Source organism: Proteiniphilum propionicum, from assembly GCF_022267555.1.
In the GTDB taxonomy this organism is placed as follows: domain Bacteria; phylum Bacteroidota; class Bacteroidia; order Bacteroidales; family Dysgonomonadaceae; genus Proteiniphilum; species Proteiniphilum propionicum.
Genome location: NZ_CP073586.1, coordinates 2162675 through 2178810, shown reverse-complemented (window position 1 = coordinate 2178810; position 16136 = coordinate 2162675). Strand labels below are relative to the sequence as shown.

14 protein-coding genes are annotated in these 16136 nt (G+C 42.9%); 4 read left to right on the top strand and 10 right to left on the bottom strand.

Translation table 11 applies throughout. From position 1 onward, the window contains the following. Positions 1-43: 43 nt before the first annotated feature. The 5 genes from nagB to KDN43_RS08865 form a co-directional block, all read right to left on the bottom strand. Entirely contained in the window at positions 44-853 is an 810-nt protein-coding gene (gene nagB, locus KDN43_RS08885) for a glucosamine-6-phosphate deaminase (protein ID WP_238841617.1), read from the bottom strand. A 16-nt stretch (positions 854-869) separates the two neighbouring features. Further along, positions 870-2105, bottom strand: coding sequence for an FprA family A-type flavoprotein (locus KDN43_RS08880; RefSeq protein WP_238841616.1), 1236 nt, complete (start codon positions 2103-2105; stop codon positions 870-872). A gap of 60 nt (positions 2106-2165) precedes the next feature. Then, positions 2166-3071 carry a prolipoprotein diacylglyceryl transferase gene (gene lgt / locus KDN43_RS08875; RefSeq protein WP_238841615.1) on the bottom strand — a complete coding sequence of 302 codons (906 nt, stop codon included), beginning with the start codon at positions 3069-3071 and terminating at the stop codon, positions 2166-2168. A 102-nt stretch (positions 3072-3173) separates the two neighbouring features. After that, a complete protein-coding gene (locus KDN43_RS08870; protein ID WP_238841614.1) occupies positions 3174-4073 on the bottom strand; it encodes a diaminopimelate dehydrogenase in 900 nt (299 codons plus the stop codon). 76 nt (positions 4074-4149) lie between these two features. Then, on the bottom strand, positions 4150-4830 hold the full coding sequence (locus tag KDN43_RS08865; protein ID WP_238841613.1) for a rhomboid family intramembrane serine protease: 681 nt from the start codon (positions 4828-4830) through the stop codon (positions 4150-4152). 285 nt (positions 4831-5115) lie between these two features. Between KDN43_RS08865 and KDN43_RS08860 the strand changes: the two genes are divergently transcribed. The 3 genes from KDN43_RS08860 (at position 5116) to KDN43_RS08850 (ending at position 9775) form a co-directional block, all read left to right on the top strand. Continuing rightward, positions 5116-7056, top strand: a complete 1941-nt coding sequence (locus KDN43_RS08860; RefSeq protein ID WP_238841612.1) for a glycogen debranching enzyme N-terminal domain-containing protein — start codon at positions 5116-5118, stop codon at positions 7054-7056. Between the two features lie 83 nt (positions 7057-7139). Beyond that, positions 7140-8396 (top strand): glycosyltransferase family 4 protein, encoded by a 1257-nt coding sequence (locus KDN43_RS08855; RefSeq protein WP_238841611.1) that lies wholly within the window; start codon positions 7140-7142, stop codon positions 8394-8396. A gap of 41 nt (positions 8397-8437) precedes the next feature. Next, positions 8438-9775 (top strand): glycoside hydrolase family 57 protein, encoded by a 1338-nt coding sequence (locus KDN43_RS08850; protein ID WP_238841610.1) that lies wholly within the window; start codon positions 8438-8440, stop codon positions 9773-9775. A gap of 141 nt (positions 9776-9916) precedes the next feature. On the opposite strand, the gene rny is transcribed toward KDN43_RS08850, so the two are convergent. The 3 genes from rny to KDN43_RS08835 form a co-directional block, all read right to left on the bottom strand. Then, on the bottom strand, positions 9917-11446 hold the full coding sequence (rny, locus tag KDN43_RS08845; protein WP_238841609.1) for a ribonuclease Y: 1530 nt from the start codon (positions 11444-11446) through the stop codon (positions 9917-9919). Positions 11447-11620: 174 nt separating this feature from the next. Next, a complete protein-coding gene (locus tag KDN43_RS08840; RefSeq protein WP_238841608.1) occupies positions 11621-11923 on the bottom strand; it encodes a cell division protein ZapA in 303 nt (100 codons plus the stop codon). A 19-nt stretch (positions 11924-11942) separates the two neighbouring features. Beyond that, positions 11943-12233: a hypothetical protein gene (locus KDN43_RS08835; RefSeq protein WP_238841607.1), complete on the bottom strand. Its 291-nt coding sequence runs from the start codon at positions 12231-12233 to the stop codon at positions 11943-11945. 395 nt (positions 12234-12628) lie between these two features. Here KDN43_RS08835 and KDN43_RS08830 point away from each other — a divergent pair, with 395 nt between their 5' ends. Beyond that, a complete protein-coding gene (locus KDN43_RS08830) occupies positions 12629-13291 on the top strand; it encodes a B3/B4 domain-containing protein (RefSeq protein WP_238841606.1) in 663 nt (220 codons plus the stop codon). A gap of 110 nt (positions 13292-13401) precedes the next feature. Here the strand turns inward: KDN43_RS08830 and KDN43_RS08825 are convergent, their stop codons facing one another. Together KDN43_RS08825 and KDN43_RS08820 are read right to left on the bottom strand one after the other, a co-directional pair. Further along, positions 13402-14547, bottom strand: coding sequence for a sensor histidine kinase (locus tag KDN43_RS08825; protein ID WP_238841605.1), 1146 nt, complete (start codon positions 14545-14547; stop codon positions 13402-13404). An 18-nt stretch (positions 14548-14565) separates the two neighbouring features. Next, the gene (locus tag KDN43_RS08820; protein ID WP_238841604.1) at positions 14566-15993 is read right to left on the bottom strand and encodes an RsmB/NOP family class I SAM-dependent RNA methyltransferase; all 1428 of its coding nucleotides are present in this window, start codon (positions 15991-15993) and stop codon (positions 14566-14568) included. Between the last annotated feature and the right edge of the window lie 143 nt (positions 15994-16136).

Genomic DNA, 16136 nt, shown 5'->3' with positions numbered 1-16136 from the left:
AACTCTTCCGATATTTCACGACGACTGTTTATCAATCACTGTTTTATAACAGTGAATCGGGATTCAAGTTGTCGTGCTCTATATCAAGAAAATATTTATAGGTACCTACTTTCAGCTCAGCGCAGGCATCATAATCGCAAACAATAATTCCCTTCTGATGCAACTGCAGAGCACTTATTGTCCACATCTGGGTGATAGGGCCTTCCACAGCGTGATACAATGCCCTGGCTTTATGATGGCCATTGACCAGTATGAGCACCTCCCTGGCATCCAATACAGTTCCCACACCGACTGTCAAAGCCGTTTTAGGCACCTTGTTTACATCATTATCAAAAAAGCGGGAGTTGGCGATCACCGTATCGGTGGTAAGCGTTTTTATTCTTGTTCTAGAACTGAGCGAGGAGCCCGGCTCGTTAAAAGCTATGTGGCCGTCAGGCCCTATTCCTCCAAGAAAAAGATCAATTCCTCCAACATCGGCAATAGTCTTTTCGTATGCTGCACATTCGGCTTCCGGATCTTCTGCCATACCATTGAGGATATGCACATTTTCTTTTCTGATATCAATATGGCTGAAAAAATTGTTCCACATAAACGTATGGTAACTTTGCGGATGATCAGCCGCCAAGCCGATATATTCATCCATGTTGAACGTAATGACGTTCTCAAACGACACTACACCTGCCTCATAAAGTTTGATCAACGATTTGTAGGTTTCTAATGGTGATGAACCGGTGGGCAACCCCAGTTTAAAAGGATTCTTTTCAGTAGGCTTTGCCTTATTGATCTTTGCAGCAATGTAGTTTGCTGTCCATTGAGCCATTTGACCGGCATCGGGTTGAATAATAAGTCTCATATTTTCATATTAAATTTTAGTGACAAACAGTAGATATATTTGGTGTTACATCTGCTCCGGACATCAGTTTCAGGGCCATGGCACGTCCCAGGCCACGGGCTTTTTCCTCCACCTCTGCCAGCATCGCCTGCTTCATAACCACAGGATCAGCGACAATTTCAAATTCCATCTGTTCAGCAAATAAAGAAAACTGTTTAGCAGATGCATCAGCCCATGTGAAGCTGCCAAAGCAACCGAAGAAACGGTTTTTCAGAAACCTGTTCTGCAGTGCTGAGAGAAGGCTCTCCACGCCTGTATAGAGTTTATTGTTATAGGTGGGCGATCCGATAATAAGTCCCCTGTATTTAAACGCATCGCGTATAATATCGGACAGGTGGCTTTTCGACACATTGTGCATAACAATATTTCTTACGCCGTTCACAGCCGCCTCTTCCGCGATAATCTCGGCAAGCTCTGCGGTGTTTCCGTACATGCTGCCGTAAGCAATCACAAGCCCGTTATCGGCTTCATACCTGCTCAGTTTATCATAGATGCCAACAACCTTCGAGATGTTCTCTTTTTTGGTCCATACGGGACCGTGTGTGGAACAGATAATATCAAGACCTATTCCATTTAGTTTTTTCAGAGCAGTCTGTACAGGAGAACCAAATTTACCCACTATATTGGAATAGTAACGGATCATTTCATCCCAGTATCTTTCCGGACAAAGCTGTGCATCGATCACGCCACCATCGAGAGTACCAAATGTACCAAAGGCATCGGCGCTGAATAATGTTTTCCTTTCCGGCACATAGGTCATCATTGTCTCAGGCCAGTGTACCATGGGTGTAAGATGAAACTGTAGGGTGTTCTTTCCCAGGCTAAGCTTCTCCTGATCCTGCACAGTAACAACATTGGCGGTGATTCCATAATATCCTTTGAGCATCTCTACTGTTCGTTTGTTTCCCACGATCTTCATGCCGGGATATTTTGTTAAAAGCCATACAATAGATCCTGAATGGTCGGGCTCCATATGGTTTACAATAAGATAGTCGACAGGTTTATCTCCCAATACCGATACTATCTTACGAAAGAACTGATCGGAGTAGCAGATATCTACGGTATCGATCAGAGCAGTTTTATCATCGTTAATAATATAAGAGTTGTAAGACACGCCGTGAGGCAGTGGCCACAGGTTTTCAAAAAGATGCTTGGTACGGTCGTTTACACCTACATAAAAAATATCTTCCGTTATTTCGAGCGGTTTGTACATAAATGTTTGTTCTTAATTTGATTTTTTGGGTTGGATCTATTATTTATGTTTTCTACTTTTTTATTTCTTTCTTGGTTTGTATTTCTGTTTGTGTTTATCCATATCCGACTGTCTGGGAGTAACCGCCGCTTGTGCCGGGCGCCTCACGGCTCTAAAAATAAGCCATATGCCCCATATGATAAAGGGGATACTCAACCATTGCCCAAGGATCAGGCCTGTACTTTCACGCATGGCATTTTCGGAATCGACCTGTACATTCTTGAGAAATTCCACAAAAAAGCGGAAAAGAAAAATGAACAGGATCCCAACACCCGTGATGAGCCCTTTCCTGTCTTTGGCACTTGTATTCCAATATAAATACATGGTAATGCCGAATACAACAAGATAAGCCAATGCTTCGTAAATCTGTGTGGGATGCGAAGGATCGGAATAAACGGGTTCAGCTCCCCGCATCCAATAATAGATGTTGGTAATGAAGCGAAAGCCCCAAGGTTGATCGGTAGGTCCGCCATAAATCTCGTGATTCATCAGGTTTCCAATGCGAATCATCGCAGCGGTAAACCCAGTGGGGACCATCACCCTGTCGAATGTCCACAACATACTGAGCTTTGTTACTTTCCGTGAGTAGAGCCACACGGCAATGATAATGCCTATTACTCCGCCGTGGCTTGCCAGGCCCCCTTCCCAAACCTTTAACATCTCAACGGGGTTGGCAAGATAGTATTTCGGTTCGTAGAAAAGACAGTGACCGAGTCGTGCTCCAACGATTATACCAACTATCATGTAAACAAACAGCGAGTCGAACCACTTTTCGGGAAGGTCTTCTCGCTTGAATATTCTTTGTACGATATAAACGGCTACAATAAGGCCGATTACCCACAAAAGGCCGTACCACCTTATTTCTCGTCCTAAAAAGGTGAAAAGTGTGGGATCTGCATTCCAGGTTACAGAGAGTAATGTGTCCATCAGAATTGAATTTGTGACAAAGATAATAAAAAAAGCAGATTCTCCGGTTTACCGGGAGAACAAAGACTGTTTTAGAAGCTATAAATCAGGGGAAGCTATTTTCTAAACCAGTTTACTGATCCATGCCTCTTTTTCTCCAGGTAAAAAATCAACCACAGGAATCTCTATCATAGTATATGCTCCCGGCTGTTTCCTCAGCGAGGCGCGCGCCGCCCCCACAAGTACCTGAGCTGTGAGGGCGGGATTGTTAATGCGCATGTCGAACTTAAAAAGCTGGTTTTGTGTATTTCCGGAAACACCTTTACGTTCCATCAATACGCCATGGCCCATATCCTTAAGTGCTTCCACATCCTGTACCTGAAAAACATGGGTCTCATCATGAGCAAAATAATCGTCTGTTTTTATTTTCTGAGCAACTGTTTTGAAATCGTACCCTTCCTGCAGTTCAATATATACCATTCTGCGATGTACACCTGTCCCCGCAGGTATCGTCATAGAGATTGCAGCTTTTACACCATCAATAGCCTTCACGGCTACGGTATGCCCCATGCTCATTCCCGGGCCAAAGTTAGTGTATGTGATACCTCTTGGCGCAAGAGCTTCAAGTAGTGTGCGCACAACGGAGTCGCTCCCCGGGTCCCATCCTGCCGAAACAACTGCAACAGCGTTGTTGCTCTTTGCCGTTTCCTGCAATGAATCACGAAGATGCAATATCTCACTATGTATATCAAAACTATCCACTGTATTAATTCCCAACGCAAGACATGTTTTGGCGAATTTCACCACACTCCGGGTAGGGGTACAGAGTATGGCAACATTAACATCAGTCAGCTCCGCAATAGAAGAGACAACGTTATAATCTCTCAGTTCCGAAGGTATATTAGTGGCATCGCGACGCACGATGCCTGCTATTTCAAAATCTGGAGCGCACTCAAGTGCTTCCACTACATATTTCCCTATGTTTCCATAACCGACGACTGCAGCTCTGATCTTATTTGGCATTTGAGGTAATTTTTTTGTGTAGATTCTGTTTAAAATAAATATTTGTGGTTACAAAAATATATAAAATGAATAGAATTCATTGCGTTTCGCCAGGATAATTTGACAAACCATCTTCGCCAGGCGGCTCTTCATCATCTTCTTCCCAAATTACCTCAGGCTTCTGCGGCCCCTCACCGCGAAGTACTATTGAAAGAATGAGGCCGCTAATGGCACCCGAAAGATGGCCTTCCCACGAGATGGAGGCATCCAAAATTTCCGTGATTGGGAAAATGCTCCATACCATGCCACCATAAATAAAAGCGACAATAAGAGAGACCGATACAAGAGGAATATATTTTCTGAATATACCGCTGAAAAAGAGAAAAAAAAGGAGTCCGAATATCAATCCGCTAGCCCCCGCATGATATGACTCCCGCCCGATTACCCATGTTATTGACCCGCTTAAGACCCATAGAACGGCGAATGCTGCGAATGCAATATTACTGTAAAAATAGAACAGAAACCATATCAATATAAGAAGAGGAAGGGTGTTTGAGAGCAGATGAGAAAAAGATGAATGCAGGAGAGGCATAAACAATATTCCTTTCAGTCCGCTAATCTCCCTGGGCAACATCGCAAATCTGTAAATGTTATCTCCCAAAGCTCCGGTATGTTCAATAAGAAAAGCCAGCCACAACATAGCAGTTACTACAACTGCAGGTATAAAAGCGATACGCATCCGCTTTCTTTCAAAAGAATACCGGTCGGGATTATTCATATTCATTTGCATTCGATACCCGCCAATGAGGTTGTTTATATTACTCTCTTGCCGCAAATATACAAACAAATCCTTTTAAAGCATATTCAGTTGTTATCAGTCCAAATAACTGCATTGCAGTGATATCACATATAAGTCAGCCACTGCTGCTGAGTCGAACCTTATTTAAAACGGTGAAATGTGATGAAATTATTCTTTTTTTGTTTGGGTAATAATTCCAATTTCATTATCTTTCGCAGGAATTAACGGGAAAAACATTTACATACATTACTTTTTAACATGGCGATGAGTTATCTGAAATTCGACAAAGACCTGATGATTAACCTGGAGTACTCTTTATACCGAAACGTATTAAGGACAAACAGAAAAGGAGCTTATCACAATACATCGATATCAGGGTGTAACACAACCAAGTACCAGGGCTTGCTTGTGATGCCAGTACCATATCTGGACGATGAAAACCACCTAATCTTGTCGTCTTTCGATGAGACCGTAATTCAGCACGGAGCCGAGTTTAACCTTGGAATTCATCGTTATGCAGGTGACAACTACAGTCCTAAAGGGCATAAATATATCCGTGAGTTCAACAGCGACAGTGTCCCGAAAACCATTTACCGTGTAGGTGGTGTGGTCCTTTCAAAAGAGATCATGTTCTCATCAAAAGAGAACCGGCTGATGATAAGATATACACTGCTTGATGCACACTCTCCGACTAATATCCGTTTCAGGCCGTTCCTGGGATTCAGGCGCGCATCGCAGCTAACGAGAGAAAACGACCGTGTGGACAAGTCGTATCGCGAGGTGGAAAACGGCATCAGCACTTGCATGTATCCCGGATACCCCGAACTGTTTATGCAGTTTAACAAAAAACCTGAATTTATTTATCATCCCGACTGGTACCGTGACATTGAATATTTGCAAGACCTGCAAAGCGGCGATACCTTTCAGGAAGACCTGTACGTACCGGGGTACTTCGAGATGTCAATTTCGAAAGGTGAAACAATAATCTTCTCTGCGGGAGATATTCTTGTTGACACATCCAGCCTGATAAAAGAGTTCGATTTCGAGATTTATAAACGTACGCCGCGTTCCAATTTTTTCAACTGCCTTAAAAACTCAAGTCATCAATTTTATTACATCCCCGACAGCGACGAATACTTTCTTTTAGCCGGATATCCGTGGTTCAAAGTGCGGGCACGCGACCAATTCATTGCACTCCCTGGCTGCACACTTGCTACAGAAAAGCCAAAGGATTTTGAAAAGATAATGGATTCTGCCATCCCTCATCTGAGAGATTTTATGGAGGATAAGCCTTCGAAAAGCTTTCTCAAACAGATAGAGGACCCTGATGTGCTGCTTTGGGCAACCTGGGCATTGCAGCAATTCTGGCTGGAAAATAAAGAGGTGTTTATTTCTAAATACAGTGATTTTCTGTTTGAGATAATTGATTATATAATCTCCGGGAAACACCCAAACCTGTTTTTTCATAACGACGAGGGACTAATCTCAACAAATGGCCGAAAAGTTGCCGTAAGCTGGATGAATGCTTTAATTGACGGGCATCCTGCCGTACCCAGATCGGGGTATCTTGTTGAATTTAATGCACTTTGGTACAACACACTTAAGTTTGGAGAAGAGGTGGCACTCGAAACTGGCAAAGATAAACTTGCAGCCTCTTTGGAAGAAACAGCCCGATTGTCGGGCAACTCCTTTACTGGGATATTTTTCAACAAGGCAGGTTACCTCTATGATTTTGTTGACGGCACCTATAAAGATCCGGATGTTCGTCCCAACATGATCTTTGCCGTATCATTACCATATTCCCCCCTGATAAGGAGTCAAAAAAAATCGGTAGTAGATTTTGTCACCAAAGAGTTGTTGACCACATGTGGAATACGCTCACTGACACCCAAAAGCGATAAGTTCCGCCCTCATTACACAGGTTCGGAGAACGAGAAAAAATTAGCATATTTCAACGGAATGGCTTTCCCCTGGCTGCTGGGCCCGTATATTGAAGCATATTTGAAAACCTTCCGGCAAAGCGGGTTGTTTCTTGCAGACAGGATTATGGTGGGTATGGAAAACGAGATGCAAAATGATTGTATAGGTTCCATATCTGAATTCTACGATTCCAACCCTCCTTTCATTGCCCATGGTGGATACTCTTTCGCGATGAGTGTTGCGGAGCTTCTCAGAGCACAGCGAATTATGAATTCATACCAATAATGAGTGTCTATTGCAACAAAGAAAAAGAAGGTGTGTAGTTATTAACGGATAAACCGGAACAGGAAATAACAAATATTGGAGAAATGAAAGCATTAATGTTTGGCTGGGAATTTCCGCCACATATACTGGGGGGACTTGGTACTGCAAGTTACGGGCTCACAAAAGGGATGGCCAGGCAGGAGGATCTGGAAACCATTTTCGTTATTCCCAAACCATGGGGCGATGAAGATCAAAGCTTTATTAAGATAATAGGTGCCAACAATACTCCCATCGTATGGCGTGATGTATCGTGGGAAACGGCACAGGCAAAACTGGAGAAATTTATGGATCCTGCCGAATATTACAGGATGAGGGATCACATCTATGCCGATTTCAGCTATTTGAACACAAACGACTTAGGATGCATTGAGTTCTCGGGCAGGTATCCCAACAATATTCTGGAAGAGACCAACAATTACTCTATTGTGGCAGGTGTCATAGCCCGTTCATATGATTTCGATGTTATTCATGCGCACGACTGGCTTACCTACCCCGCTGGACTTCATTCTAAAAGCATTACCGGTAAACCATTGGTAATTCACGTACATGCAACCGAATTCGACCGCAGTCGTGGCAAACCCAATCCAATTGTCTATGGCATTGAAAAGGATGGTATGGATAACTGCGATCACATTATTTGCGTGAGCAATCTGACCAGGCGTACGGTAATTGAAAATTACCATCAGCCACACTGGAAGGTGACTACCGTGCATAACGCCGTAGAACCGCTTAGCCCGGAGATAGAGGCAATTAAGAGAATCTCTGGCGTCTCGGAAAAAGTGGTTACATTCTTAGGGAGAATCACAATGCAGAAGGGGCCTGAATTTTTCGTTGATGCTGCCACTCAGGTCATTCGCAAAACCGATCATATACGTTTTGTGATGGCGGGCAGCGGCGACATGATGGATCAGATGATTCGCCTGGTTGCCGACCGGGGTATTGCCCATAAATTTCATTTCACTGGATTCCTTCGCGGCAAACAGGTATATGAAATGCTTAAATCAAGTGATGTATATGTGATGCCTTCAGTATCGGAGCCGTTCGGTATTTCACCGCTCGAAGCCATGCAGTGCAACGTTCCTAGCATCATTTCTTACCAGTCGGGTTGTTCGGAAATACTGAATAACGTTATCAAGACCGATTACTGGGATGTTGACGCAATGGCCGACGCCATATACTCTATCTGCACCTACCCTGCAATGGCAGAGCATCTGAAGGTAGAGGGGAAAATTGAAGTGGACAATATCAAATGGGAAGACGCCGGCTTAAAAGTTCGTGAAATATACAACAGCCTTATCTGAGAACCAGCATGAGAGAATCAAAAACAATCAAATAAGAAACGATGAAGACAATTTGCTTTTATTTCCAGGTTCACCAACCGTTCCGATTGAAAAGATATCGTTTTTTCAATATCGGCAGAGATCACTACTATTTTGATGACTACGCAAACGAAGATATTCTGCAGCAGATAGCCGCCCGTTCATTCATTCCTGCAAACCGTATGCTGCTGGATCTGGTGAACCAATATAAAGGAAAATTTAAAATTGCTTTTTCTATTTCAGGAGTAGCTCTTGAGCAGCTGGAGGTGTATGCTCCCGAAGTAATTGACGGATTTCGTGAACTCAGCAAGACAGGGAACGTTGAATTCCTTACTGAGACATATGCCCATTCGCTCGCCAGCCTCTTCGATCCGGAGGAGTTCCGGCTGCAGGTGAAAAATCATTCGGAACGAATAGAACTGCTTTTTGATCAAAAACCTACCGTTATCCGTAACACGGAACTTATATACTCCGATGAAATAGCCGAAATGGTATACAAGATGGGGTATCACAAGATGATTACTGAGGGAGCCAAGCATATTATCGGCTGGAAGAGCCCTAACTATGTATATCATTCAGCCTCTCAACCCAAACTGAAACTCTTGCTCAAAAACAGCCGTTTCAGTGACGATATAGCTTACAGATTTTCCAATTACAGCTGGAATGAATATCCGCTGACTGCCGAGAAATTCATCTCCTGGATTGCTTCTACGCCAGCAGAAGAAAAGGTGATTAACCTGTTTATGAACTACGAGACACTGGGCAACTTGCAACCATCGCACACAGGAATTTTTGAATTTATGAAAGCACTGCCCAGGTTTGCATTTGAAAGAGGAATTGGATTCGCCACCCCCAGCGAAGCAATTGACAACAACAAATCTATTGGAGCCATAGATGTTCCAAATCCCATATCGTGGGCAGATGAAGAGCGTGACCTTAGCTCATGGACTGGCAATAAGCTTCAACGGAGCGCATTGGAGTCGCTTTACAAGATAGGGGAACGTGTACGCCTCTGCACAGATCGCAGGCTTAAGCAGGATTGGGTTTATTTGCAGACAAGCGACCACTTTTACTATATGTCCACCAAACATCATGGCAGCGGGGAAAGCCACTTTAGCCCTTACATGTCACCATATGATGCTTTCAATAACTATATGAACGTTTTGAGCGACTTCATCGGGCGTGTGAAAGCGCAGTACCCCGACACAGTGGATAACGAGGAACTGAATGCGCTACTCACTACCATTCATAATCAGGAGATGGAGATAAAGCGCCTTCAGATGGAGTTGAAAAAGGTGATCGGAACAAATGAGGAATTACTGGTGGGAAAAAGTAAGAAAGCACAAAAAATTGTAAAGTAAAAACCCGTAGCATGTAAACTCCCGACAACGTTTAAACACTATCGGCATGTGAACACCAGACATCATGTATGATATAGAAAAAGGAGCATTTAATGCTCCTTTTATTTTATATGTCGGAAACGCCGGTTTGTTTTATATAGCCTATTTAGCGTAGCTCACTGCACGTGTCTCGCGAATAACAGTAATCTTCACCTGTCCCGGATAGGTCATCTCGGTCTGTATCTTTCGAGCGATATCGGCTGAAAGCTTTTCTGTATCCTGATCATCTATCTTATCGGCTCCAACAATAACACGGAGTTCACGTCCCGCCTGAATGGCATATGTTTTTAAAACACCGGGATAAGAGAGAGCCATATTTTCAAGGTCGTTCAACCGTTTAATATATGCCTCCACTATCTCACGCCGAGCTCCGGGACGTGCTCCGGAAATAGCATCACACACCTGAACAATGGGCGCCAGCAGAGTAGTCATCTCTACCTCATCGTGATGTGAGCCTATTGCATTACAAATATCAGGTTTTTCCTTGAATTTTTCAGCAAGTTTCATACCAAGCACAGCGTGTGGAAGTTCGGGCTCATCATCGGGAACCTTACCTATATCATGCAATAACCCGGCACGCTTTGCTTTTTTGGGATTCAATCCAAGCTCAGAAGCCATTATCGCACAAAGATTGGCTGTCTCACGCGAGTGCTGCAACAGATTTTGCCCGTAAGATGAACGATATTTCATTTTCCCCACCATACGGATCAGCTCGGGATGAAGTCCATGAATTCCCAAATCTATAATGGTACGCTTACCTGTCTCCACAATCTCCTCCTCTATTTGCTTCCTCACTTTTGAAACAACCTCTTCTATGCGGGCAGGATGAATGCGCCCATCGGCTACAAGTTGATGCAGTGAAAGGCGTGCAATTTCACGTCGTACCGGATCGAAGCCCGACAAAACAATTGCTTCGGGGGTATCATCAACCACAATCTCAACTCCTGTAGCTGCTTCCAAGGCGCGAATATTTCTTCCTTCACGGCCTATGATCCGCCCTTTTACCTCATCGGAGTCTATATGGAACACTGTAATGGCATTCTCAATTGACGTCTCTGTTGCCACTCGCTGAATAGTCTGTATTACAATACGTTTAGCCTCTTTGGTTGCAGTCATTTTGGCCTCTTCCATAATGTCGTTTACATATGACTGCGCATCGGTCTTGGCTTCTTCTTTCAAGGACTCTACCAAGCGCTCCTTGGCCTCCTCTGCCGAAAGCCCTGAAATGGTTTCCAGCTTCTCAACCGATTGTCTGTGCAAACGATCCAGCTCTGAACTTTTCTTATCAAGAAATTCCTGCTGATTAACCAGATTCATTTTAGATTCATCAAGCTCAATAAATTTCTTGTTCAGTTCATCCTGCTTCTGGTTTATCGTCATTTCACGTTGTTTCAGCCTGTTTTCAGTAATTTGAATTTTAGACGTACGTGCATTTGCCTGCTTCTCTGCTTCCGTTTTCATTGCGAGGATCTCCTCTTTGGCTTCAAGCAATAATTTCTTCTTTATTACCTCAGCATCCTTTTCTGCGTCGCTCAAAATGTTCTGAGCACGCGAATTGGCCATCTTACCGGTGATAAACCAGGCAACAGCCGCCCCTATTACCAATCCGATAATTCCTATAACTATTCCCATATTTCGTATTATTAATTTATTTATATTCTCTTGCCGGATTCATAATTAATACTCCGGAAAGAAGTTCTTTGTCCTATCTCTTAAATAAATAAAAAAAGCACACAATTAAGCCTATCACAACTAATGTGCCTAAAAGGTGCGTTTATACATACCCCTTTATATAAGAGGTATGAATTATTTTCTCAGATAATTATCCAACTCGTTAATTAACGAATCTATTTTATCTTCAAAGGGTTTCGTATTATTCTTATCACCGAGTGAAAAATTCTCTGCCAATGCCTGAATGGCCGTCATAGCCATAAAATCCTGTGTTGTAAGGTTAGAGTTGCCCCCACCGTAAGCAACACGGTATTGGTTTATTTTACTGTTTATCTTTTTAGCGGCTTCACGGAATGCCTGTTCTTCCGATAGCTCAATTTTCAGCGGATACCTCCTGCCGGCAATCTCTAATGTTAATAATAATTTCTCGTCGCCCATCACATAAATTTCTTAAAGGTTATTTCAACAAATTTATGCACTTATCAACTTCTCGCACCAATTTCGACAGCCTGGCCTTCGCGATATCCACATCTACCGATGAAGCAGTAATGGTCCGGGCTATTTTTAAACTGTCATATTTTGTTTTCAACTGCTCAAGTTCTTCAACCGTAGCGCTCAACTGATTATACTTCGACTGTATCTCTGTCTTTAATCGAGCGTTTTCGTCTTTCAATGAGTCACATAAAAACATCACCTGTTTTATTCGCACCTCCAGATCGATAAGCAGTTTATCATGTTTCTCAGCCATATGAAAACAAAAATTCACGCAAATATAGTTATTGCTACAGACTTACACAAATTAATCGGTTCTTATTTTTTAGAATATATAAATAATTAATACTACTGATTTTTACTAAGGTTGGATATTTAAATTTGCTTCCAGACTTTCTCATACATTCATAATGTGTGAATATAGCTAAATATAAGGTGTGATGATGTTTTGCGTTGCATGGAAGCACGCTAAGTGTTTTCTGCACTTTATTAGGCCAGATTCGGGCAAGGGCAGCATTAGGCCAGATTCGAGAGAGGGCAGCGAAACATCACCTGTCGAACTTTTTGTGTTATATTTTTTATCTTTGTGTAAAGTTTGAAGCGGATTAATGGAGATTAGATGAGATTTATAGAAATTGATAAAGGTTAATAATGGAGGTGAGGAATATTACAATAAGCGAAGAAATTTTAGAGGTATGTCCTGAATTTAGCATGGCAGCGATTACTTGTGAAGTAATTAATAGCCCGTTTAATGCCAGTTTATGGCAGGAGATCCAGTATTTTTCAAGTCGGTTTGCCTCAAAGCACAATATTGAAGATATCAAAAAAAGGCCGGCAATACTCGCCACGCGGCAAGTGTACAAAAAGCTGGGGAAAGACCCAAACCGTTACCGGCCTTCAGCTGAGGCTTTATGCCGAAGGATTCTGAAAGACCAGAAACTTTATCAGATCGGCACACTGGTAGATCTGGTCAACCTGGTTTCACTTAAAACCGGCTATTCAATTGGCGGGTTCGATGATGATAAGATTCAGGGAGGCCTGGTTCTGGGTGTAGGTGAAGCAGGCGAGAAGTTCAATGCTATTGGCAGAGGGCTAATGAATATTGAAGGATTACCCGTTTACCGTGATAAGCTTAGTGGAATCGGTACCCCAACAAGTGATGAAGAGCGCACAAAGATCACAGCCGGTACTACACGCCTGTTAATGCTAATCAACGGATATTCAGGTAAAGAGGGGCTGCAGGAGGCAGTTGATTATTCGGTGGATTTATTGAAAAATTATGCCGGGGCATCAGAAGTAACAGTTACACTCTAAGAAAGATATTCGCTTAACAGATTTTCTTTTGGTTTTGTATGGAAAAAAATGTTTGCACTCAAATAATAGTATTCGCCTAACTAGCTTATTTCAGGATAAAAAATTATTGATCAAGTTTTAAGGTTTTTACTTAATTCAATGCGAAAAGTGGTGCCTTTGCCCAGTTCAGATCTCTTTACAAAGATTTTCCCGCCATGGCTCACTTCAACTATTCTTTTCACAAGTGAGAGCCCCAATCCCCACCCTCTCTCTTTGGTGGTGTACCCGGGTGTAAATATTGTTTTGAATTTCGATTTATGGATACCCCTGCCCGTGTCGGAAACATCCAGTATAACCCTGTTTCCCTTCTCGGTGATTGCAAACATCATGGTTCCCTTCCCCTGCATGGCATCCACCCCGTTTTTGGCCATATTCTCGATCACCCAGCCGAACAGCGATTCATTCAGCAATGTAATTACCGGTTGTTCTGGTAAAAGCGTACGAAATATCACTTCTCCTGAAACGCGCTTCTCAAGATATGACAACGAGCCGGTAATAACCTCACGCAAGTCGGCATTTGTGAGATCTGGTGTTGAACCGATTTTCGAGAAGCGCTCTGCAATCACCTGGAGACGTGTAATATCTTTATCAATCTCAGACAGCAGGCAGGAATCCACTCCCTTCATCCTTAGATATTCCACCCAGCCCATAAGCGATGATACCGGTGTCCCCAACTGATGCGCTGTCTCTTTAGATAAGCCAGCCCACACCTTGTTCTGTTCTGCCCTTTGCGTACGGTTCAGTGCAAAAAAAGCCAAACCAATAAAGAGGGCTATCACCAACAGTTCCACATAGGGATAGATCTGCAGCTGTTTAAGAGTATGCGAGTCATCGTAATAAAGCAACTGGTTCATTTCGTCCAACACAATAGGATTATGCCTCCGGCCAAACTCTTCAGTTTTATTTTGCAGAAATACCTCCATATCCTCTTCCGGAAGCTTTATATTGCGAGGTATTAGCCTACCCGTTCCTTTATCATAAAGAATAACAGGAATAGTGTTGTTACTCTCCAGAATTGTCAAAACCAAAGACATATCAACTTCATCATTTGAAGCCATCGACTCGGTAGCAAGCGCCCATATCTCCATTTTGCGCCGCTCTTCATTGGCCAGCTCATTGACCAGCCTGTTTGATAACAGCAGCGACAGTAATGCACCGGCGATTGCCAGTGTTACAAACAGGTATATGAGTGGTTGCCGGAATTGAATATGGAACATAGGGCTTTAGTCTTATAATTAGGGATGAACCGTTTTAATATAAGTATTCGGATGAAAGATCTCAGGTGAATTATCAGGGAAATGGCCGCTGCGGATACGCCACTCGTGAGGATACAGATTATTAGCCCGGCTTCCGAGGTTCTTTACAAAGCCAATAGGTTCATCATTATATGTAAGCAGCAAAAAACCTTTTGGTGCATCGGGACAAACAATGCTTTCTCTCCGGAGATATGCGATAGCCTTTTCATAATTCACACTGTAACGAGGGAATACTCTGGCGTTGAGTTTTCTGTTCATGGCAAGAATATGCGAAGGAATGAAATCCTTACCTTTGTATTCACCTATTTCTATTCCCATGGAGACAACATTTAAACGTTCGTTTAAAGAAATTAACAATTCCAGCTGTTCTGCAGGCAGAGCATGTACAGAATGACCTGACTCTAAAAAACAGAAAGAGTCGGGGGTTACCAAAAAATTCGAGTAATAAGATCGTTCCTTCAATAACAGTGATGTTTTCTTTTTATTCTTTACAGTTGCAAGCACCTTTTTAAATCCCTGTTCCTCAGATTTTTTTAAAATGGTTACAAATAACCCCTCGCCTCTTGTTTTATGCGGAAAAAAACGATAGCCGGGCACCCGATTGTCGAACGAGGAGGAGATTCCCCACCCTTGATCAATATCAACCTGCACAAATTCGGCATTCCACTTCCCTGCTGTTTTGAGAACATTTTCTTCATTCTCTGCAACATTATATGTACAGGTGCTGTAAACAAGCACTCCTCCGGGTTTGAGAGCCGGCCACACATCGTTCAAAATATCTTTTTGCCGTGCTGCACATAGTCGCACACTGTTTACGGACCACTCACTTATCGCCTCCTTATCTTTACGAAACATCCCTTCACCGGAGCAGGGTGCATCAACAAGTATAAAATCGAAAAGTTGAGGGAAACTGTTAAATTCGTTTGGAGCGTTATTTGTGACCATTACGTTGGAATATCCTGATTTTGCAATTGTCTCGGATAATACATTGGCACGCTGACGGACCACTTCATTGCTAACCAGCAGGCTTCCTTCGGAAAGTGAGGAAAGAATGGAGAGCGATTTCCCCCCGGGAGCAGCACACAAATCGAGGCAGGTTACCGGATGTGTAAATAATTGCCGCACAATATGCTCTATAAACATTGAAGAGGCTTCCTGCACATAGTAATACCCGCTGTGGAATAGAGGATCGAATGTGAAAGCCGGACGTTCTTCCAGATAAAATCCCCATCGGGACCATGGAACACGTTGCACCGGCTCTGCAAATGCCATAGGATTGCGTTCCGTTTTAACCGGGTTCAGGCGGATGCTTATCGGCGCATCGCCAGTTAGCGCTGTAAGGAATGATTCCGTTTCATCTTCCAATAAAGGCCTGACAGATTTGGTAAAATCGTTGGGTAATTTCATCACAAACACGTTTAAGCTACAAAGATAAAAGGTTTTTTGAAGTAATAATCCCGTTCATATTCATAAAGATAAATATGAGATGTTATTTGCTGGGAAAAAAGAGAATAAATAAATGCAGATTAAAAAAACAGGTGCAGCTGCAA

What these genes read in the sequence shown, in the direction of transcription:
- nagB (WP_238841617.1), bottom strand. Translation starts at nt 853, where the DNA reads ATGAGACTTATTATTCAACCCGATGCCGGTCAAATGGCTCAATGGACA.
- KDN43_RS08880 (WP_238841616.1), bottom strand. Translation starts at nt 2,105, where the DNA reads ATGTACAAACCGCTCGAAATAACGGAAGATATTTTTTATGTAGGTGTA.
- lgt (WP_238841615.1), bottom strand. Translation starts at nt 3,071, where the DNA reads ATGGACACATTACTCTCTGTAACCTGGAATGCAGATCCCACACTTTTC.
- KDN43_RS08870 (WP_238841614.1), bottom strand. Translation starts at nt 4,073, where the DNA reads ATGCCAAATAAGATCAGAGCTGCAGTCGTCGGTTATGGAAACATAGGG.
- KDN43_RS08865 (WP_238841613.1), bottom strand. Translation starts at nt 4,830, where the DNA reads ATGAATAATCCCGACCGGTATTCTTTTGAAAGAAAGCGGATGCGTATC.
- KDN43_RS08860 (WP_238841612.1), top strand. Translation starts at nt 5,116, where the DNA reads ATGAGTTATCTGAAATTCGACAAAGACCTGATGATTAACCTGGAGTAC.
- KDN43_RS08855 (WP_238841611.1), top strand. Translation starts at nt 7,140, where the DNA reads ATGAAAGCATTAATGTTTGGCTGGGAATTTCCGCCACATATACTGGGG.
- KDN43_RS08850 (WP_238841610.1), top strand. Translation starts at nt 8,438, where the DNA reads ATGAAGACAATTTGCTTTTATTTCCAGGTTCACCAACCGTTCCGATTG.
- rny (WP_238841609.1), bottom strand. Translation starts at nt 11,446, where the DNA reads ATGGGAATAGTTATAGGAATTATCGGATTGGTAATAGGGGCGGCTGTT.
- KDN43_RS08840 (WP_238841608.1), bottom strand. Translation starts at nt 11,923, where the DNA reads ATGGGCGACGAGAAATTATTATTAACATTAGAGATTGCCGGCAGGAGG.
- KDN43_RS08835 (WP_238841607.1), bottom strand. Translation starts at nt 12,233, where the DNA reads ATGGCTGAGAAACATGATAAACTGCTTATCGATCTGGAGGTGCGAATA.
- KDN43_RS08830 (WP_238841606.1), top strand. Translation starts at nt 12,629, where the DNA reads ATGGAGGTGAGGAATATTACAATAAGCGAAGAAATTTTAGAGGTATGT.
- KDN43_RS08825 (WP_238841605.1), bottom strand. Translation starts at nt 14,547, where the DNA reads ATGTTCCATATTCAATTCCGGCAACCACTCATATACCTGTTTGTAACA.
- KDN43_RS08820 (WP_238841604.1), bottom strand. Translation starts at nt 15,993, where the DNA reads ATGAAATTACCCAACGATTTTACCAAATCTGTCAGGCCTTTATTGGAA.